The organism is Bacillus sp. CR71, from assembly GCF_003429245.1.
GTDB lineage: Bacteria > Bacillota > Bacilli > Bacillales > Bacillaceae_G > Bacillus_A > Bacillus_A thuringiensis_S.
In genome coordinates this window covers 1,726,858-1,749,835 of the sequence record NZ_CP031748.1, presented here as the reverse complement: position 1 = coordinate 1,749,835, position 22,978 = coordinate 1,726,858, and the positions used below count along the sequence as shown (strand labels likewise).

Genomic DNA, 22,978 nt, shown 5'->3' with positions numbered 1-22,978 from the left:
ACGCCACCTTTCTTTTTATATAATGCCAAGTACATTTAAGAATACGATAATAATCGCAATTGGTGCGATAAAGCGAAGTAAGAATAACCATAATACGAATAGTTTATAACCTTTATTTTTACTTACACCTAGCTCTTTCATTAATACATCTTTCTTCATTTTTAAAGGAACAAAGATAGAAACTAATAATACACCAAGTGGCATTAAAACGTTACTTACTGCATAGTCCGCTAAATCAAAGACTGTCTTTCCGAAAATCTTCAGATCACTTAATATACCGAATGATAATGCTGATGGTACCCCAACAACGAAGATTAATAACCCTACGATTAAGGCCATTTTTTCACGTTTCCCTTTACCTTTTGATGTTAACGATGCAACACTAATTTCTAACATCGAAATTGCTGATGTAATCGTAGCGAAGAAGAATAGTAATAAGAAAACGATGAAGAATAATTTTCCGAATGCCATTTTACTGAAAATAGCTGGCAACACGATAAATAATAGTCCCGGCCCTTGAGATGGTTCCATTCCAAATGCGAACACAACTGGGAAAATTGCAAGTCCTGCAAGTAATGTAATAACAAGAGTTAAGGCTACGATAGAAAATGCTGAACGTGGTAAGCTTTCTTCTTTCGGTAAGTATGAGCTATACGTTACCATAACGGCTACCCCGACAGATAATGAGAAAAACGATTGCCCCATTGCGTATAATATAACTTCTGATGTTACATGTGAGAAATCAGGTTGTAAGAAGAAACGAACGCCTTCTCCAGCACCATCTAATGTAAGTGCACGAACGATTAATACAAAGAATAAAACGAATAGTGCTGGCATGAAATATTTATTTACTTTTTCAACACCATTTTGTACACCTTTACTTACGATGAAAATAGTAATAAGGATGAATAATAGCTGTGATCCAACTGCTAAATATGGATTGGAAATGATTTCACCAAACGTAGCTTCGTATGCTCCATTTCCTTCCCATAGTCTACCTGTAATTGCATTCCATAAATATAATAAAATCCAGCCTCCTACAACACTGTAGAAAGAAAGTAATATGAAACATGTTACAATTCCTAATTTACCTAACCAAGGCCATAACGTTTTAGGAGCAATCTCTCTATATGCATCGACAGCCTCTTTTTGTGTACTTCTTCCAATAACAAATTCAGCTAATAATAGCGGTAAACCAATTAATAATGTGAAACCGATGAAAATTAGGAAGAACGCTCCGCCTCCTCCAATGCCGGCCATATATGGGAATTTCCAAATCGCCCCAAGACCAATTGCCGAACCTGCTGCAGCTAATACGAAACCTAATTTCGATGTCCATTGCTGTGAATTCATTTGTTAATCTCCTCTCTACCTCTTTTTCTTTGTTACAATTCGGTATTTATATTGTTCTATCAATACTCTTTTCTAATACGTTCACTTCCTCCCTAATAAAAAAACGTCCCTACGTAAATACGTAGGGACGACAAAAATATCGCGGTACCACCCTAGTTGTGAAGAACACTAAGAAACCACCTAAATAAAAACGCCCCTACGCAAAAACGTAGGGACGATAAAATATCGCGGTACCACCCTAGTTATGAAGCCACACCAAAGTTAGGACCTAAATAAAAAACGTCCCTACGTAAATACGTAGGGACGATAAATATCGCGGTACCACCCTAGTTGTGAAACAATCTTCACCACTTTATTTGATAACGGTATAAACTACCGTCTTTCATTTCCTCATAATGCGAGATTTATGAAAGATGCTCCAGGACGAACTTCATGAATAATCTATATACTGATTCACACCAACCATCAGCTCTCTGAAATAGGGAGATATTCACTACTATACCCTTTCATTGCCCAAATATTATTTTCCGAATTGATTACTATCATTTTTATCACACATTAAAAATAGTGTCAACTTATATTTTGAATTTTTATGTATTACAATCTATTTAAAAATTCGAAATATAAGTTTTAGTTTAGAAAACAAGTGGATTAGTACATAACGAATTCTAACAGGCAATAGAAAAAGAATTACGTATTATTGATACTTTTTCAATAATACAAATCATCTAGAAACATAACCTGTCTCTCTGTATTCATTTTTTAAGAGTTTGATGGATACCAAGAAAATTTCGCATCACTATCCAGTGGTCTATTTTTCGTTTCTTCTTTAATTACACGAAACCATTCATTTAGAATTTGAGTTTTTGGCAATTGAGCAGCAAGGTTATCTTCCCAAATTATATGTGAGAACCAGGCTTTCGTTTCCCATTCAAACTGCAATTGTGCGAACGAAATTATAGGGTGATCAGCTTCACGAAATTGCTCATTTACTGCATTTGAAACTTCTGGAGCTTGCGGTAACAACTCGTTCTGAATTCTATTTTTTATCTTCTCATTTTCTAGCTGATCCCAGAAATACAATTGCCCATTTATTTGATAAAAAATATCAAATGAAGCCTCACCTTTCTTCAAATTCAATAATACGAAGGCACGTTCCACATCATTGTCAGCTGCCTTTACAGCATTAATAATTATATTTTGTGCCATTGATACCCAGTAACTAGTCGCTTCCTCTACCGGTGATTCAACATACAATTCTTCACTTAATTCATGAAGAGTGGCCTCTTGCTCATTTACTTTTTCAACTTTTTTAAAAAACCTATTAAAAAAACCCATAACTTCCCCCTTATTACTATTTTCTATTTCACAAAATAAAAAATAGATTTTTCTTGCTCATCCACATTTACTCCTGGCGCGTATGTATGAACTTGTTGCAATACTTCTTCTATTAGCAACTCTAACTCCTGCACACTATTTTCTGGACTCCCTATTAATGTATCTGCCATACGTTTATATAATTTTTCAGGTTTAATAGTCATTCGTTCCACATTATTAGGCATCCATTTAAACGCTGGATGATGTACGTACATTTTATTCAAACCAAATAAAACACCAAATACATTCCTTTGTACTTCACAAATAACGTCATAAAGCATAAGCCAATCTTTCCGTTTTAAAAGCGCCTTTCGATTGTGCCAACGATTACTTAACCATAGATTTTCTGAAATCATCCGTTTTGCTAGTTCATCTGGATATGCCGCTACTCTATCTTTTAATTCATTCACTTTCCCTTCTCCATACAAACTAACACCATCATGAACAGATGATACAATACATTGTTTTTCATAACTTATATCATATTGATCCACCACATCCGAAATCACTTTCTCTACTGTCTCTGTTAAAAAGTTACTAATCTCTAATTTAATTCCCTCTTTCGTTAAATACGTTTCCGACCATTCTTCTTCCTCATACGGATGATATGATAATATTTTCCCATCAATATGATAAATAGGGGCCCTACGATCCTCATCTTCCGGCGGTGTTGACCATAAAATATGTAATTCTATATCTGAATGTTCATCTTCAAGTTTTCTAGCTACTGAACCCGCTAAAATAATAGCTTCCACTTTCGGATTTTTCCTATAAATCTCTGCCATCTCTATTGCTTTCTCTTTTAATCCCAATTCATTTCCTCCTAAAATTGCAGTAATCCCCTTACTTTTCATTTATCTATTTCGATTTTACAGCTTGCATTACCTTTTCAAATTCCTACTACATCATATTTCTATCCAATAGCGCTGAATAACTTCACCAGTACGAGAAGAAACTACTTCATTTTCTAACACACCGCCAACCTTTTGAATCGTTTTAGCAGAACCGATATTGGATTTATCGCAAGTTATTAACACTTTCTGTAATCCTAATTTTTGTGCTTCAGCTAATGCAAGTTGTAGTTGTTTCGTAGCGTAACCGTGGCGACGCTTATTTGGATGGACACTATATCCAATATGACCGCTTTCCCGTAATAATTCTGGATTTAATCTATGTCTAATATTCACAAAACCTATAAGTTCCCTTTTTTCAAAACTTAAAAACTGGCTAGATGGCACTCGATTAGCTAGTATATTTTCTCCTAGTTCTTGTTTACTCACTTTTTCAAACCATTCATCAAGAGAATCAAAGTTTTGTAAAGAACTACTTCCATGTGGTTGTTCCCCTGATTGTAAAAATGCCTGTCTATACGCCGTAATATGCTCACTATATTCATGGATTGGTTTTAATAGTTTCATTGTTCTTCTCCCCCTTCTTCATTCCATAAAACAAACACCTTAATAGCAGCTATTCACTATTAAGGTGTTTCTATCCTTTTTATTCAAATAACCCCATACTCAAATAACGTTCCCCTGTATCAGGCGCAATACATAAAACTTTTTTACCAGCGCCTAGACGTTTCGCTATCATGATTGCAGCGTAAACAGATGCTCCAGAAGACGGCCCAACTAATAATCCCTCTTGTCTAGCTAAGTTTCTCATTGTCGTTAAAGCCTCTTCGTCTGCAATTTGAATAATTTCGTTATACACTTCTATATTTAAGTTTTTCGGGATGAACCCTGGGCTTGTTCCTACTAGTTTATGAGGACCTGGTACACCACCTGATAAAACGGGAGATCCTTTCGGTTCCACTACTGCAATATATAAGTTTGGTAATTTCTCTTTTAACGTTTCACCAGTCCCTGTAATCGTTCCGCCTGTTCCTGCCGTTGCAACAAAGGCGTCAAGCTCTCCATCCATTTGTTCATAAATTTCAAGCGCAGTCGTATAGCGGTGAATATTCGGATTAGCTGGGTTTTCAAATTGTTGCGGAATAAAACTATTCGGTATTTGCTTTTGCAATTCTAACGCCTTCGCAATTGCTCCTGGCATTCTTTGTTCTGCTGGTGTTAAAACTACTTCTGCCCCGTATGCTTTTAATAAATTAATACGCTCTTTTGACATATTGTCTGGCATAATTAAAATCGCTTTATACCCTTTAGCTGCTGCATTCATCGCTAAACCAATCCCTGTATTCCCGCTTGTCGGTTCAATGATTGTATCTCCTGGTTTGATGAGACCATTTTCTTCTGCAACGTGAAGTAAATTATAAGCAGCACGGTCTTTCACACTGCGCGATGGATTAAACATTTCTAGTTTCACATACACATCTGCTGCGTCTTCCGGAATAAATTTAGATAATCGGACGACAGGTGTATCGCCTATTAATTCTGTTACGTTTTCACATAATTTCATAGCGCATCCCCTATTCTATCGTTTTCTTATCACTTGGCAGTAACCATGAAGTGAGTCCAATTAATGGTAGACAACTACATAATAGCATAATAAATTGCAGGCTATATATATCTGCTAATTTCCCAAGAACTACTGCACCTAATGCTCCAAGTCCAAACGCAAGACCTACGATTAATCCTGACACCATTCCCACTTTTCCAGGTACAAGCTCTTGTGCATATACAACAATTACACTAAAACTACTTGAACTAATAAAACCGATACATAAAAATAACGGTACGACCCACACAAGTGAGACATGTGGTAATAACAGTGCAAGTGGCGCTGAACCTAACATTGAAAATACGATGATATTTTTCTTACCAAATCGATCTGCTAACGGTCCTCCGAAGAAAGTTCCTAACACACCAGCAATCATAAATGCGAATACGAAATACTGGGCATTTTTTATAGATAAACCATAATGCTCTATTAAGTAAAATTGATAGAAATTCCCGATACCAGCACCGTACCAAGAACGTACAAAAGTAAGAAAAACAAGAAGTATAATAACGAATTTAATGTGTGTACTTACAATTGCATTTTCCGCCTCAAGCGCAGCCCTCTTCTTCCTTCTTACAGCGCCGGTTGCTAATTCATTTTTGTACCAATTCGATACGAAAATTAATAATACAATTCCTACTGCTGCAAATGCTGTAAAACCTAATGAACCAATTTGACCGAGTGGAACGAAAATTAGCGCTGTAAAAATAGGAGCTAAGGAATTCCCCGTGTTTCCCCCAACTTGATAAATCGCTTGCGCTAACCCTCGTTTTGCACCTGCCGCCATATACGCAACACGAGCGCCTTCTGGATGAAAAACTGCGGAACCTAAACCAATAAATAAAACAGAAATAATAACAATAATAAAGTTTGGTGCAAACGCGAGTCCAATCATTCCAAGCATGCTTGAAAACATACCGAGTGGTAATAAAAATGGTGATGGCTTCTTATCTGAATACATACCAAACACCGGTTGCATAATCGATGACGTCATATTTAAAGCAAACGCAATCCACCCTACTTGCATATAGGATAAATTCATCGTTTTTTCCAAAATAGGAAACAACGCCGGCACAACTGCTTGCATCGAATCATTTAAAAAATGCCCAAAGCTAATCGCAAATAAAATTCGATATATTGTCGGTGTTTCTACAGTTTTTTTGTGTGAAACTGCCTGCATATGTGAATCTCCCCTTTCTGTACAAAATATATATTTATTACAGTAGGTGTAATAAATTCTGACTTTTGAAACATTTCTATTCTATACTGCTTTCATTTCTTTTTCCAGAAATATAACTTAACTCCCGTCATTGGCTTGCATCCTTGTAACTTTCAGCGGTAAAACAGTACAAAAAAAGACAACCCAATCACATACTGGGTTGCCTCTTACATTAAATTGCAAAATGCTTATACTTCTCGTAATCACTCGTCTTACATTCTATTTCTAATTTGGTACCTTCGTTTTCGTAACTCGTAGATAAAACGTGTGCATGATTATTGAAATACGAAACTACCTGTCCTTGATCATATGGAATTAACATTTCACACTTCGTATACTCTTTATAGATGTGTGAGCGAATCATTTCTACAAGTTCTTCAATTCCAACATGTTTCTTCGCTGATAAATAAACGCGATCTTCTTGCACTTTCGGAATTTCAACATCTACCATATCTGATTTATTATAAGCATAGATCGTTGGAATATTTTCTACTCCAATTTTCTTTAACGTTTCATTTGTAATATCAATTAATTGTTCATAATTTGAATTTGCGTAATCTACGACGTGAATAAGTAGGTCTGCTTCCGCTACTTCTTCTAACGTTGAACGGAACGCCTTCACAAGATGATGTGGTAATTTACTTACAAATCCAACTGTATCTGTTAATAAGAATGATTTATTATCTGGCAAATCAATATTTCGTACAGATGTTTCTAACGTCGCGAATAACATATCTTTTTCAAATACTTGTTTTTCTTCTGTACCATTATAAATTTCAAGCATTGCATTCATCGTCGTTGACTTTCCTGCATTCGTATAACCTACTAATGCTACAACAGGTATTTCATTTTTCTTACGTTGCTTTCGCTGCGTTTGACGCTGGGCAACGAGCGCTTCTAAATCTTTATTTAACACTGAAATTTGTTCTTCAATTTTACGACGGTCTAACTCTAACTTCTTCTCACCGACACCTTTATTTTTCGTACCAACGCCGCCGCTCTGTCTTCCTAACGATTCACGAAGACCGATTAAACGAGGCATCATATACTGAAGATGGGCTACTTCTACTTGTAGCTGTGCTTCTTTCGTTTTCGCACGTTGCGCAAAAATATCTAAAATTAAAATGGTACGATCAATTACCTTACAATCTAAATCCTCTTCTAAATTTCGAATTTGTGAAGGAGATAATTCATCATTAAAGATGACCATATTCGCATCTATTTCTTGTACATACGCTGCTACTTCTTCAATCTTTCCTTTTCCGATATAATGCGATGGATTTACTCGTTGTAAATTTTGCGTTACTTGCCCAATTACCTCTACATCACAAGCTTCCGCAAGATTTGTTAACTCTTCCATCGAATATGCAAAATCATCTTCATTACCTACATTTACTCCAACTAAAACTGCTCTTTGTAATACTTCTTCCATATATTTATTCCTCCATTTCGATTACGTAAAATAAAAAACACAGGTCGCTGCCTGTGTTTTCGTAAACGGATAAGGGTTCATCAAAGAAATAGAAGAAAGCTGTGCTTTCATCCTATCTCATAGTAAAAAAAGTCCCAAAATCGTATACGTATCCACAATAAGTGTTCACCTATACAATCCCATTCTATTTATAAAGGCAAAACAAAAAGAGGGCGTATTCGTCCCTCCCTCTTTTTCACATATAAGCTTAATAAAGGGTTCCTTTAAAATAGGCAGACCAATCCCGTTCACTCTGTACACAGACAGAGCCTTTGAGCGCTATTCAATTATTGGCACAAAGTATTGAGACGTAATCTGATTAAGATCAAAGGAAGCCCCTCCGTTCATTTTAAGTTACATAAAGTGTAGCATAAGTAATTCGCTTTCACAAGGTTTAACAACCTATATCACACTAAAGAAAATCGTTATATTTTTACTTTAATCGTCATTTTTTGCGAATTTTTCTCACAATAAAAATAACAAAAGCAATTATCAATTTTAGAAACTTCTCGTATATTATTTTTACAACACTCGCTAAATTCCTTCATAGTAAGTTAAGTCGTTCAATACATCAAAAATCTATATTGACATTTTTATAACCTAATATTAGTATCAGGTTATAAAAATAAAAATTAGGAGATGTTCCTATGCATTCTAAATCTCGTATTACTGCAATTGGTACTTATGTTCCAAATCAAATATTGTCTAATAACGATTTAGAAAAGATGGTCCATACGAATGATGAATGGATTGTACAAAGAACAGGAATGAAGGAAAGAAGAATCGCTAGCGAAGAAGAATATTCCTCAAACTTAGCCATTAAAGCAATTAAAAATTTATGTACAACATATAAGAAAAACTTAGAAGATGTCGACTGTATCATTGTCGCTACTACTACTGCTGATTACGTTTTCCCTAGCGTTGCTTGCCAAATACAACAATACTTCAACATACCTCATACACTAGCTTTTGATTTAAATGCAACTTGTGCTGGTTTTACATATGGACTACACGTCGGTAATAGCTTAATCACTTCTGGATCACATGAAAAAGTACTTGTCGTAGCGACAGAGACATTATCTAAAGTTACTGATTATACCGATAGAACGACCTGTATTTTATTCGGTGATGGTGCTGGAGCTATTTTATTAGAAAGAGATGAAGACACCCCAAGCTTTATCGCTGCTCACATGGGAACAAACGGTGATGGCGGCATTCATCTATATAGAACAAACTTATCTACTACTATGAATGGCACACCACTGCAAACAAATGAAAAAATCGTTCAAAATGGAAGAGAAGTATATAAATGGGCAACACGTACAGTGCCAAAAGGCATAAAAGATTTAATACATACCGCAAATATGCCAGTAGATGATATAGACTGGTTCATACCCCACAGCGCTAACTTACGAATGATCGAATCTATTTGCGAAAAATCTCAAATTCCAATACAAAAAACATTAACGAGCGTGGAATATATGGGGAATACCTCTTCAGTCACCATTCCACTCGCTCTAGATTTAGCTATAAAAGAAGGGAAGTTAAATAATGGAGACACACTTTTACTATACGGATTCGGTGGTGGTCTTACACATTTAGGGCTTATTGTAGAGTGGAATTTAATTTAAGTGTATAAAAAGAGGCTCTAGTCAGTAACTAGAACCTCTTTTTCATTTAATTTCTTGCCCCTTTTCGAGACCATATCACAACAGGAATAAGTAATAACGCTAACACGCCTCCAGCCAATGACAATACCGCATAACTTGAATTCGCTACTACCATACCTGACATCGCTCCACCAGAAGCTCCAGCTAGCGCAATAAAAACATCTATTTTCCCTTGTGTTTTAGCACGTGTAGACGGTGTTGTGGAATCAACGATTTGTGCTGTACCACTTATCAATCCGAGGTTCCATCCTAGCCCAAGTAAAGAAAGAGCAACGATTAATAATAATAAAGAATCACTTGGCGCTATCGCAGCTATGACACCCGCTGCAAGTAAAATCACTCCACCAGCTATACTCATTGTAGTTCGGCCAATTTTATCAATTAACATTCCTGTAACGAGAGATGGAAGATACATTGCACCTACATGAAAACCTATCACAAGTCCTACTGCACTTAAACCGTGACCGTGGTGTCCCATATGAACTGGCGTCATCGTCATAATCGCAACCATCACTATTTGCGTAAGTATCATTACGATTGCTCCAACTGTAATACCTCGTTTATTTTCTTTCGCTTCTTCTGTTACTGGTTGCCCTTTATATGTATGTTCCTGTTTATATCTTTCTATTATGTTAGCAATAATTAACGGATCTGGACGAAGCATAACAAAAAGAACTAGACCCGCCAGTATAAATGCTGCTGCCGATAGTATGAACGGACCTGCAAGTTTAGGAACTCCAATTGAATGAGCAAAACTTCCCATTACCCCTACTAAATTTGGTCCTGCAACTGCACCGAAAGTCGTCATTACCATCGTAATACTAACAGCCGTTGCTCTCTGCTTCTTATCTGCTAAATCTGTACCTGCATAACGAGCTTGTAGATTCGTGGCTGTACCGGCACCATATATGAGTAAAGAAATAAGTAAAAGAATAATACTATTTGTTAAAGCTGCCATTACAACACCAATTGCTCCAAATCCACCTACTATGAACCCTGTTGCAAGACCTATCCGGCGTCCATATCGTTGCGAAAGCTTCCCTACTATGAAAGCTGCTAATGCCGATCCTAATGTAAACATAGCAGTTGGTAATCCTGCAAATGCATCTGTTCCAAGCATTTGCTGCGCAAGAAGTGCTCCCACTGTAATACCAGCAGCTAGTCCTGCACCGCCAAACATTTGTGAAATGCTGACGATTATTAACGTTCGTTTGTATAGTTTTTGTTGCTCTTCTTCTGTGTACACATGATTATCTATTAAAGCCCCTGCCTTATCTAGCAATTCCCCATCCTCCTTTTAAAATTAAGCCCTCTTGTTAATGTACTATGTATAACGTTACATATTCAATGGCATTTTCCATTCATCCCTTTCATTCTAAAAAACTTTCTAATCATACTCGACTTATCCCATGCTATATTAAAAATACTACTATTCACAATATGCAAGGAGGAAACAATGAAAAAAACAGGCTGCTATAGCCTGTTTTTCTTTACGCTTCTTCTACTAATCTTCCCCTTCTCTTTTTACTCAAAGCTTTCCCTTCCCAAAACAACAAACTTACGAAAGCACAAATTAAAATAATTGGCACACTTGCTTTATATAAATCTGTAAAACTCATAGCCATCTGATTCTTGGCATAATGATTCACATCATTTGAAAATGTGAGTACCTCTTTCTTTATACTTTCCTCTTGTTTTTCAACTTCTTTTGTCACTTGCCTCATAACTTCTTCTCTTTTTACATCTCTATATTCTACTGGAACTTCTCTTAATATTTCATCCGTCTTGTCGCGAATCAATTCTTCCTTTTTCTCTTTACTTAATCCTATTGTCATTGCATTTTGTTTCTTATTTATATTCGACTCTAAACTTTGATTCTCTATTTTCTCTTTAGTCATTTGTAAAATTTCAGTTTGCTCAGCACTATTCACATGAATATTACGCACCTTTTCTTCTGCATAACGATATACTTTTTCTTTATTGACAGTTAAATTGTGAGTTAAGTTAGAGACAAATATTGCAACCGCCAATACAATTCCAACTTGTCGTAACATTGATACAACACTTTGAGAAGCAGTTAACAGTTCTCCTTCAAACGAAGACGCACTTAAAACTGTAATTGGCCCCACTACTAAACCATATCCAACACCTAATATCATACACGGAATAATAATTTCTATATTTGTTGAATGAACATCAATCATTTGCAACCAATAGTAGGAAAGCCCCATAACAAGAAATCCTGACAAAATAATAGTTACTTTTCCGAGTTTTTTAATTAAAGTTGCTGCAACTGGTGAGACAAAAAATATCATTGCTGAAATAGGTGTCACTAAAAAAGCTGCTTCAATTTCCGTTCGACCTTGTAGTTTCGTCAAGAACGTTGGAAGCAATACAGTAACTCCAATTAAAAATAAATTACTTAATATAACAACGATCGACGCTCCGACAAACATTCGATCTTGAAATAACTTTAAATTCACCATTGGATTATGAATCTTTCGTTCTACTAAAACAAATAGAATAAGAGAAATAGTGCTAATTGCATAACAAGACAAAGCAATATTACTTTGCCATCCCCATGTATTACCTTTTACTAATATGAGAGTAAATGAAAAAATTGCTGTACTACTTAATAGTAGTCCTACCCAATCTATTTTTGAGATAATACGTTCTTCATTTTTTATTTGCAGCATAATGCAGCATAAAATGATTCCAAGAATACAAATTGGAACATTTACGAAGAACACCCATCTCCAACCGAAATTTTGTGTAATAATTCCACCTATCACTGGTCCCATAGCAGCTGACAATCCTTGTGTTACTCCTAAAATCGCAAGCGCAACATGCCTCTTAGCTAATGGCATAGCTGATACACCAATTACCATACTTGTTGGAAATAAAATCGCTGCCCCAATGCTTTGTATAAAACGAGAAAAAATAAGAAAATCACCTGTATTAGCAAAAGCGCAAAGTACCGATCCACCACCAAAAATCACCAGACCAAGAACATACATCTTTGCTTTTCCAAAGATATCAGCTATCCGCCCTAACGGAATGGCAAGTACTGCAATCGTCATTGTATAAACATTTAATACCCAAGACATCTTTTCTAATGAAGTATTTACACTCGATTGTATTGCTGGTAAAGCTATATTCATAATTGTCGTATCAATCATACAAAGAAAGATACCTAGACACATTAAAAAGACAATCTTAATACCCTTTGATTGTTCCATCTTTATATACCCCTTTATTTATTGTGAACGCGTTTTTCATTCTTCTGTTTTATTGTTTTCTTCCGCCTCTAACTCTTCTAATTTTTTCTTCAAAGTCTCTACTTGTGCACTATACGATGCAATACCTACATCTAGTGAAATTTCTTCGACGAAAGTAATACCTACTCTCCACTTTTCATATTTCAATCGAAGATCTGCAATGTACGCTTCTTTTCTTTCAATTTCATCTTTAATCCATTTTTTTATCGTCACATCATCACTATAGTTGCCAAAATACATTCTCATTAAAAAATCCGAACGTAAAACATCCTTCTCTACAGGCGTCTGCATATATTGATAAAACTCTTCACGTCCTTCATCTGTAATAAAGTACATTTTCTTATTCGGTTTCCCCTCTTGCATGACAACCTCTTTTTTTATTTTCCCCTCATTCTCCAATTGTCGTAACGTTGGATAAATCATTCCAAAACTTCCATCAAAAAAGTGGGTAAATACGTCTTCAAAAACAATTTTAATATCGTAACCAGACATTTCTTTTCCCATTAATAAACCTAAAACAACATCTCTTCCCTTCAAAGTAAAACCCCCACATATTATATAATCAATAATCATATTAACAATGTTAATATGATTATTGATTATATACCTTATTCTGTTAATTGTAAAATGTTTCTAAATAAAAAAGCCCCATAATTTGGTTTTACCAATTCACAGGGCCATTTTCTTATTTACTCCTTCACACCTACATCTTGCAAAACTTCAATATCCTCTTTCATTTCATAATAATAAGAAGGCAATTCTATACCATGTTCTAAGAAATAATCCTCTATGAATGAAATAATGATTTTTAACGTTTTCACACGGGCATACAATTTATCGTTACTTTCAATAATATGCCACTTCGCATTTGGCTTACTTGTTCTTTCAAACATGTCTTCCATCGCTTCAACATACTCATCCCATTTTTCACGATTACGCCAATCTTCATCTGTAATTTTCCATCTTTTCAAAGGATTTTTCTCTCTATCGTTAAATCTCTTTAACTGTTCCTCTTTACTTATATGGTAGAAGAACTTCCCTATTATGTAATGGTCATCTGTTAGTAGTTTTTCAAAATCATTAATCTCATCATATGCTCTCATCCACTCTTCCTTTGTAGCAAAACCTTCAACACGCTCAACTAACACACGACCGTACCATGAGCGATCAAAAATGGTAATTTGCCCGTACTGTGGAATTTTGCGCCAGAAACGTTGCAAATAATGGTAACGTTTTTCATGAGGTGCAGGCGCTCCAATTGGATCTACTTGGAACCCACGTGGGTCAAGATGTTCCGTCACCCGCTTAATTGCCCCACCTTTACCAGCCGCATCCCATCCTTCCATAACAAGCATAACCGCGATTTTTTCTTCTTTCAAAATTTGTTGTAATGCTAATAAGCGCCTTTGATATTTTTCGAGTTTCTTGTTGTACTTAGATTTTGATTCAATTTTTTTCGTTAAATCTACTTTAGCAAGATGTCCATTTTCCATAAAACAAATCCCCCTTGTTGTATGACAATGTTATTTTAACATATTTTTGGTAATTTTTTCATATCCTAAAAAGCTGTGTAGGAACATCTCTACACAGCTTCCTTCTCTAATTTCACATCTACAAGCACATTTAACTACATTAAAATAAATAATTTATACGGAACTCTTAGTATATTCTTTTTTTAAAACGTAAAAATAGCCCTTTTAAAAAGGGCAGTAATCTAAGTATAGAAAAAACAAATTTATTCTTTCTTACTACATACGTAATTATGCCAGCTATAAGAGTAGTGAATAAGATATTGATTCACTACTCACAATACTCACTTTACATTATATGGTATATTTACTCGTAAAAAGAAGATAATAACAAGTAAATCCATTAAAGAATGGGAGCTCTCAAAAAATGAAACGAAAAATATTAACTCTCTTTACGCTTATATGTTTAGCACTACCAATGCAAGCTAGTGCTTACACATTTCAGTCACTACCGATTGCGTCAAAGTCTAAACAATGGTATGTCGAAATTGATAAATCTCATAACTCAAACAAGCAAGCAATCCAGCCAAAGCAAGGTGTATTTGATACGTATAGTTTACTCGTAAAAAACATCGGTCATGATGTATCAAACGTATCTGTGGAAATACTTGATAACAATCCTACCTCTAAGGCTACCTTTAAACCTACTACACCTAATGAAAATATTTCTAAAAGTCATACAAGCTTTGAGTACATGGTATTCCCATTAGACTTTAATAGTCATAATTTTAAAGTTGTGATCACTTGGGAAGAAAAGAATTTCTCTTATAACGGCCATCCGGTAAATGAAAGTAAAAAAATGAAACAAACATTTGTATTTAGTGAAGAATAAGTCCTAATTTCTTTAGGGCTTATTCTTCTTTTTTGAAACCTGCTTGTATCGCTTCCGTCACTTCTTTTGTGATTTCTAATTTTGTTGCTTCGATACTAATTTTTTGCGCCAAATATGTATGGAAGGCTTTTCATTACAAAGTTGTTTTATTAATACTGGTTGATTATATGCTAGGTTATTTTCTATATAGGTCTAGCCCTCTTTTCCCATATAATCAATTAAATCGACGAATACTCGGTACAGACAATGCTATTCCAATTGTTAAAATTACTAAACTAGCTAGTGTTATAATAGTTATCTCGCCACCTATGACAGTAGCTAACCAGCCTACAACTACATACCCTAATGGCAATAAAGCAAAAGAACCCAACATATCAAGACTTGCCACTCTTCCGAATGCTTCTTCTGGTACAAGTTCCTGTAAACTCGTTTCCCAAATGAGTCCAAATATCATCATGCCAAATCCTTCAATTGCCATTAAGAATATTAAAGCGGGTGCCCAAGAAATGAATGGCATAATTAATAAAGCAATACCACTCATTAAAACACCTCCATAAGCCAGTAATCCTCTCTTATGCCACCGCTCTTTCCCACCAAATATTAATGCAGCAATTACAGCCCCACCACCAGAAAAGGCCATGCCAAGTCCATACACGTAAGCTTCAAAATGATGATGAACATTAAATAACCACGGAATTAATACGACGATAATGCCGGCATAACAAATATTTATAAAAGAAAAAACTAAAATTGTAATCCACAGCCACGGATGACTTTTTAAAACTAATACACCTTCCATAAACTCTTGTTTGTAATTAAGCTTACTCTTTTCAATGGGTTTTACTTTTTCAAACTTAATTTCTTTTAAAAATAATAAACATAAAAATGATAATAAGTACGTTACTGCATCTAGTCCGAAACCTATCCCTGCAGACGCAACCGATACGATTAACCCACCAAGTGCTGGTCCAATTAATCGTATACCTTGATTACTCATTTGAGTGAGTGCGTTAGCTGCATTACGAATTTCAGGAACGAATACTTTCGCCCTTACAGCAGAATATGCTGGTTGGAATATCCCTTCCATAAGTCCGTATAAGGCAACGAGAATGTATAAAACTGTAATTGTTAATAAATCCATAAATATAAGCGATGCAAGTAATAGCATTAATATACAGCGGAGTATATCCGTAAATAACATTAATTTAACCCGATCAATTCGGTCTACAATTAAACCTGCAAACGGTAAAGCGAGAATATTAGGTAGCATGTACATTGCCATTGTCATTCCCATCACAACTGTTGAGCCAATTAATGAATACACAACAACTGGGAGTATGACCATAGTTATCGAACTACCTAAGGCCGAGAGTAATTGTCCAATCCATAAAAATTTAAAGTGTGGTGATACTTTAACCGGTAATAATAATTTACCAACATAACCTAAACTTTTCTCCTTTTGTATTTCTCCTTGCATGTCTCTTCCCTCTTTTCGAATGACTATAGAATTTATAATTTATAACTTAAAATTTATAATATTCAATTTATAATTATATAAGAAACAATTATGTTATGGTAAAATTATCAAAAAAATATAAAGGAGAATACATCATTATGCCTCTAAATTCACATAACATCGAACACCAGATCTATACAATGTGTATGATCCAACGTAACAATGAAGTTTTACTCATAAAACGCCCCAACCATCGAGGTTTCCCTGGCTACATCGCTCCTGGCGGCAAAGTAGATTTCCCCGAAAGTATCGTTCAAGCCGCTATAAGAGAAGTAAAAGAGGAAACTGGATTACTTGTTTCGAATTTAACTTTTAAAGGATTAGATGAATATGTAAATCCGAAAGGTAATGTTCGGTACATGGTATTTAACTACTGGACAGACTCATTTGAAGGTGAACTTCTTTTAAACCCTCCTGAGGGCGAATTATTATGGATACCAATCGATACAGCACTACATCTTCCTATGCAAGATTGGTTTAAAGAGAGATTCCCATTATTTTTTGAAACAGGCACTTTTGAAATTCAACGTGTTTGGGATAATGAGCTAAATAAACAAATTTCTATGACAATTACCCATACATAAAAAAGCTTGGAAACCTGTCCAAGCCTTTCTTACTTCTAAGTAATTTTTTCAATCTTATAATGAATATGTAAAAATTTAAGTCCAAATATCCACATGCTATGATGAGCTGTTAACATTTTATCCTTATCCTCTGTAATGACGAAAGTCTCTGCTAACGGTAAACGGATTGTTAAGAACTGAGTATGTAAATAAATACCCTCATCTCCCTGACCATTTTCTCTTAACTTACTAGTAATGATTAAATCATGACTATCATTATATATTTTCAAAATACCAGTCATATTCGAATAAGGTAAAGGTAAGGCGATATTCATATATGTCTCATTCTTATTTGTATGCTTTGAATAAAGAGCTACAAAAATAGATTCACCTGCTTCATTTTTCCTTAGCCAAGCCCTTACATTCTCTCTTCCATCTTTCTCATCTATTACATTAATGATAGAGCCATGCATCGTTTCCCAATTGCCGCCCATCCCTAAATGTATTTGTCCCACACGCTTACTCATTTTCTCATAACAAAATGCAAATGGGCGGAACCAACGAGCCCATTTAATATTTGATTGCAACTCATACTCTGTTGTATTTTCATAAAAACGAATAATACTTAAAGGTACCTTCGTCACGTCAAATGACTCACTATGAAAATCAGTTATTTGATCAACTAAACCGTTGTATTCCTTACTGCCTACTAAATTGCCGCTATATAAAAAAGCCTCACCAATTGCCACACTTCCTCTTAATTTACTCATTGGTTTCCCATAGTATTTATAATTCGGAACACTCTTTTCGATCATCCAGCCGACAAATGCCGGTAACGCTACTCCAATTCCATTGACAACACCATGAATCCAAACCATTTGAGCAATTGTAATCGTCATTACATGCTTCAAATTCCCGTATGAGTATATAAGTGAGAACATAATTGTAACCATGAGTGTACTAGACGAAACGATTAGTAGAATCTTTGCACTGATAGCATTAAATTTTGCTCTCCAAACGTAAAATCCATACCCATAAATCGCACATAAATATAGAAACACTGCAAAAAATTCAAATATTCTCGAGTATGTAATTCCTATTGCGACTGTCATAGGTGAAATCATGATGATAAACATAATAACATCATATACTTTACTTCTCTTTTCTCTTTTTCTCCCTATTAAACCAGCTGATAATGGCAATAGAAACGCCGAATAATGAAAATGTGCAGCTGTGAGTAAAACAATGTCAGAGCTAAACTGCATAATTGAAAGTTTTGCTACTGAAGCAAAAAACCAAAAACCACCTAAAAACAAATAAATAAACGCACTATCTATGGCGGTCTCTTCTAACGGCTTCCATCCTCTTTCTAGCAATCTACTTACACCAAATAACGCAACAATTCCTGTATATACAAACCAAACTAGCGCAAATACATAGTGATTTGTGACGAAAGCTAGCATTGCACAAATTGCTGCAATTGGATATAAAAACGATACGAATTTATAAAATAATAAATACGATCCATCTCTTTTTCTTTTATCAATAATACAAAGTGACATTGGTATAAATAATAAAACAGATAATAATATAATTGCTTCAACAGGATTTATATTCGACCGCTCACATAATAGAAAAACAACATAACCAGCAAGCCCAAATATTATATTTTTCATATCGTTTATTTCCTTTCCACAAATGTTCCCTTATATGAAAAAAGCGAGCCAATTAACGGGTTTCGTACTTGTACATGAATTCGAAAACACTGTAGTGTTGCATCATAACTTTCAACAATTTTTGCTTCACCATACAAGAATTTTGGCAACGGAATTTTTCTTCCAAACATATAAAACCATTGTTTCTTTGAAGCAATATGCATTGCCCCTAACTCATCGATATGAAAATGTAGTGTAGAAACGAGTAAATGTGGTTCGCCAAAATAATCTACAATTTCATTTTCGTTTTCATCCAATTGCATAACTGCGTTAAAATATCTTTTCTTATTATGAAAATAAAAAGTACGGTTCCACCTTACTAATTCTTGTCCATATTCATCTCGCTCAGCTATGTTTTGTATCGTAAATGGAATTTCCTCTCCTCGTTCCGAGAAAAACATTCGAAACTTCGATGCAATTTTCAATATAAATTTCACGAAAAAAGAGCCACCGTAAATTTCATCCATCTTTCCTTCCCCTGTAAAACTATTCTCTTCTGTAATGGCATAACGCTTCTGCAATTCAGGATGAAGATTTTTATAGGTATCCCCTAATAATCGTTCATACATATTAGCCATACACTTATCCCTTTCTCGCCCTCTTGCAATTTTTCGCGCTTGGTAAATCGAAACTATTTATATAACCGACAATTGATAACCCCATTAGAAGAACATTTAATGTAATCGGATTAAACGGCCCTGTAAAGCTTGCGATATTCGTAAATCCTGCCGCTAACGTTAAAACTAGTAATACAATAATATGCAGTATAAATAATTTTCGTTTTGTTAGTGGCAACAGCCATACGACACCGAAAATTATTTCTAACACCCCAATTATTTTAAGTATATATACACTACTTTCATTTGAACCAATTAATACAGAAAGCATCTTTACTTCTTCTGAATGAGTAAACAGTAGTTTCGGCACTATCCCTTGATATATCCATACAAAAGCAAATAAAAAGCATACGAGCCAATACGTCATTGTTCTTCTAATTAGTAACCTAGGATGAAGCCCCTTTTCTAACCATAATTTTAAGGCATCAAAACTCCAAGCGGTCGCCCAACCTAATAACGGACGAAAAATATAGGAATCTATTACATTTCCTATACGACCAAATCTTGTATCATAATCATATTGTGTCTCAAAATGGATGTATTCTTTATTCGGCGTATACTTCCAATAACCACGTCCTATTTGAATAAGAGATAATGTATTATCCGTCCAAAATTTTAAAGAGGAAATTCTTTCACCAGTTTCTTTTCTTATTTCACCTATTGATTCCCCTTCTCCAGCTATTTCAAGCCCAAATCCAATCTTTGTTTTATACAAAAACTTCTGTGGTTCTCCTTCTTTTTTCCCTAAATACGAAATTTCAGTAAAGCGAGCATCCCACTCTGTATGTATATCTGGTTCTTGCGTATATCTCCATAATTTTTCCATCGTCGTGTTCATTTTTGTCGCAACATAAATAGGCTGTTTCCTTTTCATTCTCCCACCTCCTATGCACTATAAGTTTAATGTACATGCAATGAATTTATTTTGCTACATTTTTCACAAACTTTTCTGGAAAAAGAAAGAATTTTTAAAATATATGTAAAACACTTGATTCCCCGAAAAATTTAAATTATTATAAAACAAATGTTACCAATAACTTCATAAATCAAACACTCTCGCCTAAAACGTGAGATAGAGGTTGCGATACTTATGAGTATTCTAATGGAGACACAGAGATGTCTATGAACTTAGATGAAAGGAAGTATTGCCGAAATTGATAAATTTCTCTGCATTTGTCAATTGGGGCTGTTTTCGAATAGAAACAGAACTGTCATATGTACAGACGTGTACGTATGAAGAGCTATCTACAAAAAAGAGATATCATTTTTTTATGATATTCCTTTTTTGGCGGTTTTTTTATTAGCTCCGTTTTCTGTTTCCCTTTTCCTGTAACAGCACCATCCTCACTTATTTGAGATGGTGTTTTTTGTTTGTCTTTCTGGTAACTACAGGAGTATTGGGATTTATATATTTCCTAATCTATTCTTAAAAATAGACGAAAGAAGGAATTTGTAATGGAAACAATTGTTCAAAAATTTGGTGGCACTTCTGTCGGAAGCGTCGAACGCATTCAACATGTAGCAAATTTAATTATTGAAGAATATGAACGAGGTCATAGCATTGTCTCTGTCGTTTCAGCAATGGGAAAAAGCACAGATGAACTTGTCGCACTCGCTAACGCTATCACAGAAAATCCAAGTAAACGTGAAATGGATATGCTTCTATCTACAGGAGAACAAGTAACTATTTCATTATTAACAATGGCACTGCAAGCAAAAGGCTATCATGCAATTTCATTAACAGGGTGGCAAGCAGGTATTACGACAGAATCTGTACATAGTAGTGCACGGATTACTGACATTCATACAAATCGTATTCAATCTTATCTTGCTGAAGGCACGATTGTTATCGTAGCTGGTTTCCAAGGTATAAGTGTAGAAAATGAAATTACAACGCTTGGCCGTGGTGGTTCTGATACGACTGCTGTCGCACTAGCCGCTGCACTTAAAGCAAAAAAATGTGATATTTATACGGACGTGACAGGCGTATATACGACGGACCCACGAGTTGTAAAAGATGCTTACAAATTAGACGAAATTTCTTATGACGAAATGTTAGAGCTTGCTAATCTCGGTGCCGGCGTATTACACCCGCGCGCTGTTGAGTTTGCTAAAAATCATAACGTAGTTTTAGAAGTTCGCTCAAGTATGGAACAAGAAAACGGAACAATTGTAAAAGGAGAATGTAACATGGAACAACAATCAATCGTTAAAGGTATTGCATTTGAGGATAACATTACACGTGTCACAATTAAAGGATTAGAACAAGGCTCGCTTTCAACAGTTTTCTCTACATTAGCAGCAGCACACATTAATGTAGATATCATAATTCAAAGTATTACAAATGAAGGAACTGTACACCTCTCCTTCTCCATTCATTCGAATGATTTAAGAGAAACTTTAGAAGTTTTGGAACAAAATCAAGAAACTCTTCACTATGAATCTGTAGAACATGAAAATCACTTAGCAAAAGTATCAATCGTAGGATCTGGCATGGTATCTAACCCAGGTGTCGCTGCAAATATGTTCACTACTTTAAAAGAAGAAGATATTCATATTAAAATGGTAAGTACATCAGAAATTAAAGTGTCTGTCGTTATTGACCGCCTTCATTTAGTAACAGGCGTTGAGGCGCTGCATCAATCATTTATGGCGAAAATTGAGCCTTTCGTGCAAATGAGCTAATCTCATCTATTTAGTAATACTAAAAAAATCATATTAATGTATTACATTCCTATTAAATAAAAAGCTGTTCGTTAACACGATGCTATATGACATATTAAAAAACACCTTGTCACATTTTCCTATACTGTGACAAGGTATTTTTAACTGAAAGGAATTTGTAACTACTTAGTAGTATAATTATGAGGATAATTAAATAATAGACTTTTATACATAAGGAGATAAGACTATGGCAAAAAACAAATTACTACGAATGGACAATGTCAGCATCGTTGTAGAATCCCTTGATAACGCAATCTCTTTCTTTGAGGAGATTGGCTTGAATCTCGAAGGTCGAGCCAATGTCGAAGGCGAATGGGCTGGTCGCGTAACTGGACTCGGTTCTCAGTGCGTAGAGATCGCTATGATGGCCACTCCAGATGGCCACAGCCGAATTGAACTTTCGCGATTTCTCACCCCTCCTACTATAGCAGATCACCGAACAGCTCCTGTAAACGCCCTCGGTTATCTACGCGTCATGTTCACCGTTGAAGATATTGACGAAATGGTATCGAGACTCACTAAGCATGGTGCAGAGCTCGTTGGCGAAGTAGTTCAGTACGAGAACTCGTATCGTCTCTGCTACATTCGTGGAGTCGAAGGAATTTTAATCGGTTTGGCGGAAGAACTCGGTAATAAGTAAGCAAGTGACGTTTTGTA

20 protein-coding genes, 1 riboswitch and 1 other annotated feature are annotated in these 22,978 nt (G+C 35.2%); of the genes, 5 read left to right on the top strand and 15 right to left on the bottom strand.

Going from position 1 to position 22,978, the window contains the following annotated elements; all coding sequences use genetic code 11:
- Positions 1-15: 15 nt before the first annotated feature.
- The 7 genes from DOS87_RS09085 to hflX all read right to left on the bottom strand — a co-directional run bounded on the left by DOS87_RS09085 (position 16) and on the right by hflX (position 7,838).
- Entirely contained in the window at positions 16-1,353 is a 1,338-nt protein-coding gene (locus DOS87_RS09085; RefSeq protein ID WP_001088185.1) for a sodium-dependent transporter, read from the bottom strand.
- 296 nt (positions 1,354-1,649) lie between these two features.
- Positions 1,650-1,872, bottom strand: a binding site (T-box leader).
- Positions 1,873-2,115: 243 nt separating this feature from the next.
- Entirely contained in the window at positions 2,116-2,691 is a 576-nt protein-coding gene (locus DOS87_RS09080; protein WP_000505537.1) for a hypothetical protein, read from the bottom strand.
- Between the two features lie 23 nt (positions 2,692-2,714).
- Complete coding sequence (locus DOS87_RS09075; RefSeq protein WP_000523164.1) at positions 2,715-3,542, bottom strand: DUF4037 domain-containing protein; 828 nt, start codon at positions 3,540-3,542, stop codon at positions 2,715-2,717.
- A 93-nt stretch (positions 3,543-3,635) separates the two neighbouring features.
- A complete protein-coding gene (locus tag DOS87_RS09070) occupies positions 3,636-4,148 on the bottom strand; it encodes a GNAT family N-acetyltransferase (RefSeq protein ID WP_000771276.1) in 513 nt (170 codons plus the stop codon).
- Between the two features lie 79 nt (positions 4,149-4,227).
- Positions 4,228-5,145, bottom strand: coding sequence for a cysteine synthase A (gene cysK, locus DOS87_RS09065; protein ID WP_000762269.1), 918 nt, complete (start codon positions 5,143-5,145; stop codon positions 4,228-4,230).
- Between the two features lie 10 nt (positions 5,146-5,155).
- Positions 5,156-6,367 (bottom strand): MFS transporter, encoded by a 1,212-nt coding sequence (locus DOS87_RS09060; protein ID WP_001149399.1) that lies wholly within the window; start codon positions 6,365-6,367, stop codon positions 5,156-5,158.
- Between the two features lie 211 nt (positions 6,368-6,578).
- Positions 6,579-7,838 carry a GTPase HflX gene (gene hflX, locus DOS87_RS09055; protein ID WP_000393288.1) on the bottom strand — a complete coding sequence of 420 codons (1,260 nt, stop codon included), beginning with the start codon at positions 7,836-7,838 and terminating at the stop codon, positions 6,579-6,581.
- Positions 7,839-8,524: 686 nt separating this feature from the next.
- Here hflX and DOS87_RS09050 point away from each other — a divergent pair.
- On the top strand, positions 8,525-9,508 hold the full coding sequence (locus tag DOS87_RS09050) for a ketoacyl-ACP synthase III (protein WP_000555769.1): 984 nt from the start codon (positions 8,525-8,527) through the stop codon (positions 9,506-9,508).
- A gap of 46 nt (positions 9,509-9,554) precedes the next feature.
- Here DOS87_RS09050 and DOS87_RS09045 read toward each other — a convergent pair whose 3' ends face one another.
- The 4 genes from DOS87_RS09045 to DOS87_RS09030 all read right to left on the bottom strand — a co-directional run bounded on the left by DOS87_RS09045 (position 9,555) and on the right by DOS87_RS09030 (position 14,318).
- Complete coding sequence (locus tag DOS87_RS09045) at positions 9,555-10,829, bottom strand: MFS transporter (RefSeq protein WP_000884518.1); 1,275 nt, start codon at positions 10,827-10,829, stop codon at positions 9,555-9,557.
- A 208-nt stretch (positions 10,830-11,037) separates the two neighbouring features.
- A complete protein-coding gene (locus DOS87_RS09040) occupies positions 11,038-12,786 on the bottom strand; it encodes an MFS transporter (RefSeq protein ID WP_000438123.1) in 1,749 nt (582 codons plus the stop codon).
- Positions 12,787-12,822: 36 nt separating this feature from the next.
- Positions 12,823-13,362, bottom strand: coding sequence for a PadR family transcriptional regulator (locus tag DOS87_RS09035; RefSeq protein WP_000678344.1), 540 nt, complete (start codon positions 13,360-13,362; stop codon positions 12,823-12,825).
- 152 nt (positions 13,363-13,514) lie between these two features.
- Entirely contained in the window at positions 13,515-14,318 is an 804-nt protein-coding gene (locus tag DOS87_RS09030) for a polyphosphate kinase 2 family protein (RefSeq protein ID WP_000427314.1), read from the bottom strand.
- 403 nt (positions 14,319-14,721) lie between these two features.
- Between DOS87_RS09030 and DOS87_RS09025 the strand changes: the two genes are divergently transcribed.
- The gene (locus DOS87_RS09025) at positions 14,722-15,186 is read left to right on the top strand and encodes a hypothetical protein (RefSeq protein WP_098578040.1); all 465 of its coding nucleotides are present in this window, start codon (positions 14,722-14,724) and stop codon (positions 15,184-15,186) included.
- A 214-nt stretch (positions 15,187-15,400) separates the two neighbouring features.
- Here the strand turns inward: DOS87_RS09025 and DOS87_RS09020 are convergent, their stop codons facing one another.
- Positions 15,401-16,663: an MFS transporter gene (locus DOS87_RS09020; RefSeq protein WP_001161167.1), complete on the bottom strand. Its 1,263-nt coding sequence runs from the start codon at positions 16,661-16,663 to the stop codon at positions 15,401-15,403.
- A gap of 137 nt (positions 16,664-16,800) precedes the next feature.
- Here DOS87_RS09020 and DOS87_RS09015 point away from each other — a divergent pair, with 137 nt between their 5' ends.
- Positions 16,801-17,286: an 8-oxo-dGTP diphosphatase gene (locus tag DOS87_RS09015; protein WP_001130579.1), complete on the top strand. Its 486-nt coding sequence runs from the start codon at positions 16,801-16,803 to the stop codon at positions 17,284-17,286.
- Between the two features lie 35 nt (positions 17,287-17,321).
- Here DOS87_RS09015 and DOS87_RS09010 read toward each other — a convergent pair whose 3' ends face one another.
- The 3 genes from DOS87_RS09010 to DOS87_RS09000 are packed head-to-tail and all read right to left on the bottom strand — an operon-like array spanning position 17,322 to position 20,471.
- A complete protein-coding gene (locus DOS87_RS09010; RefSeq protein ID WP_000789396.1) occupies positions 17,322-18,941 on the bottom strand; it encodes a YndJ family protein in 1,620 nt (539 codons plus the stop codon).
- Positions 18,942-18,946: 5 nt separating this feature from the next.
- Positions 18,947-19,558, bottom strand: a complete 612-nt coding sequence (locus tag DOS87_RS09005; protein WP_000002648.1) for a DUF4166 domain-containing protein — start codon at positions 19,556-19,558, stop codon at positions 18,947-18,949.
- A 4-nt stretch (positions 19,559-19,562) separates the two neighbouring features.
- Positions 19,563-20,471 (bottom strand): DoxX-like family protein, encoded by a 909-nt coding sequence (locus DOS87_RS09000; RefSeq protein WP_000823953.1) that lies wholly within the window; start codon positions 20,469-20,471, stop codon positions 19,563-19,565.
- Positions 20,472-20,662: 191 nt separating this feature from the next.
- Positions 20,663-20,849: riboswitch (Lysine riboswitch) on the top strand.
- Between the two features lie 203 nt (positions 20,850-21,052).
- Here DOS87_RS09000 and DOS87_RS08995 point away from each other — a divergent pair.
- On the top strand, positions 21,053-22,282 hold the full coding sequence (locus DOS87_RS08995; protein WP_000448041.1) for an aspartate kinase: 1,230 nt from the start codon (positions 21,053-21,055) through the stop codon (positions 22,280-22,282).
- A 226-nt stretch (positions 22,283-22,508) separates the two neighbouring features.
- Positions 22,509-22,961 (top strand): VOC family protein, encoded by a 453-nt coding sequence (locus DOS87_RS08990; RefSeq protein ID WP_001107256.1) that lies wholly within the window; start codon positions 22,509-22,511, stop codon positions 22,959-22,961.
- The last annotated feature ends 17 nt before the right edge of the window (positions 22,962-22,978 follow it).

Excerpts from the sequence above, each read along its gene's own strand:
- DOS87_RS09085 (WP_001088185.1), bottom strand. The coding sequence starts at position 1,353 with ATGAATTCACAGCAATGGACATCGAAATTAGGTTTCGTATTAGCTGCA.
- DOS87_RS09080 (WP_000505537.1), bottom strand. The coding sequence starts at position 2,691 with ATGGGTTTTTTTAATAGGTTTTTTAAAAAAGTTGAAAAAGTAAATGAG.
- DOS87_RS09070 (WP_000771276.1), bottom strand. The coding sequence starts at position 4,148 with ATGAAACTATTAAAACCAATCCATGAATATAGTGAGCATATTACGGCG.
- cysK (WP_000762269.1), bottom strand. The coding sequence starts at position 5,145 with ATGAAATTATGTGAAAACGTAACAGAATTAATAGGCGATACACCTGTC.
- DOS87_RS09060 (WP_001149399.1), bottom strand. The coding sequence starts at position 6,367 with ATGCAGGCAGTTTCACACAAAAAAACTGTAGAAACACCGACAATATAT.
- hflX (WP_000393288.1), bottom strand. The coding sequence starts at position 7,838 with ATGGAAGAAGTATTACAAAGAGCAGTTTTAGTTGGAGTAAATGTAGGT.
- DOS87_RS09050 (WP_000555769.1), top strand. The coding sequence starts at position 8,525 with ATGCATTCTAAATCTCGTATTACTGCAATTGGTACTTATGTTCCAAAT.
- DOS87_RS09040 (WP_000438123.1), bottom strand. The coding sequence starts at position 12,786 with ATGGAACAATCAAAGGGTATTAAGATTGTCTTTTTAATGTGTCTAGGT.
- DOS87_RS09030 (WP_000427314.1), bottom strand. The coding sequence starts at position 14,318 with ATGGAAAATGGACATCTTGCTAAAGTAGATTTAACGAAAAAAATTGAA.
- DOS87_RS09025 (WP_098578040.1), top strand. The coding sequence starts at position 14,722 with ATGAAACGAAAAATATTAACTCTCTTTACGCTTATATGTTTAGCACTA.
- DOS87_RS09020 (WP_001161167.1), bottom strand. The coding sequence starts at position 16,663 with ATGCAAGGAGAAATACAAAAGGAGAAAAGTTTAGGTTATGTTGGTAAA.
- DOS87_RS09015 (WP_001130579.1), top strand. The coding sequence starts at position 16,801 with ATGCCTCTAAATTCACATAACATCGAACACCAGATCTATACAATGTGT.
- DOS87_RS09010 (WP_000789396.1), bottom strand. The coding sequence starts at position 18,941 with ATGAAAAATATAATATTTGGGCTTGCTGGTTATGTTGTTTTTCTATTA.
- DOS87_RS09005 (WP_000002648.1), bottom strand. The coding sequence starts at position 19,558 with ATGGCTAATATGTATGAACGATTATTAGGGGATACCTATAAAAATCTT.
- DOS87_RS09000 (WP_000823953.1), bottom strand. The coding sequence starts at position 20,471 with ATGAAAAGGAAACAGCCTATTTATGTTGCGACAAAAATGAACACGACG.
- DOS87_RS08995 (WP_000448041.1), top strand. The coding sequence starts at position 21,053 with ATGGAAACAATTGTTCAAAAATTTGGTGGCACTTCTGTCGGAAGCGTC.
- DOS87_RS08990 (WP_001107256.1), top strand. The coding sequence starts at position 22,509 with ATGGCAAAAAACAAATTACTACGAATGGACAATGTCAGCATCGTTGTA.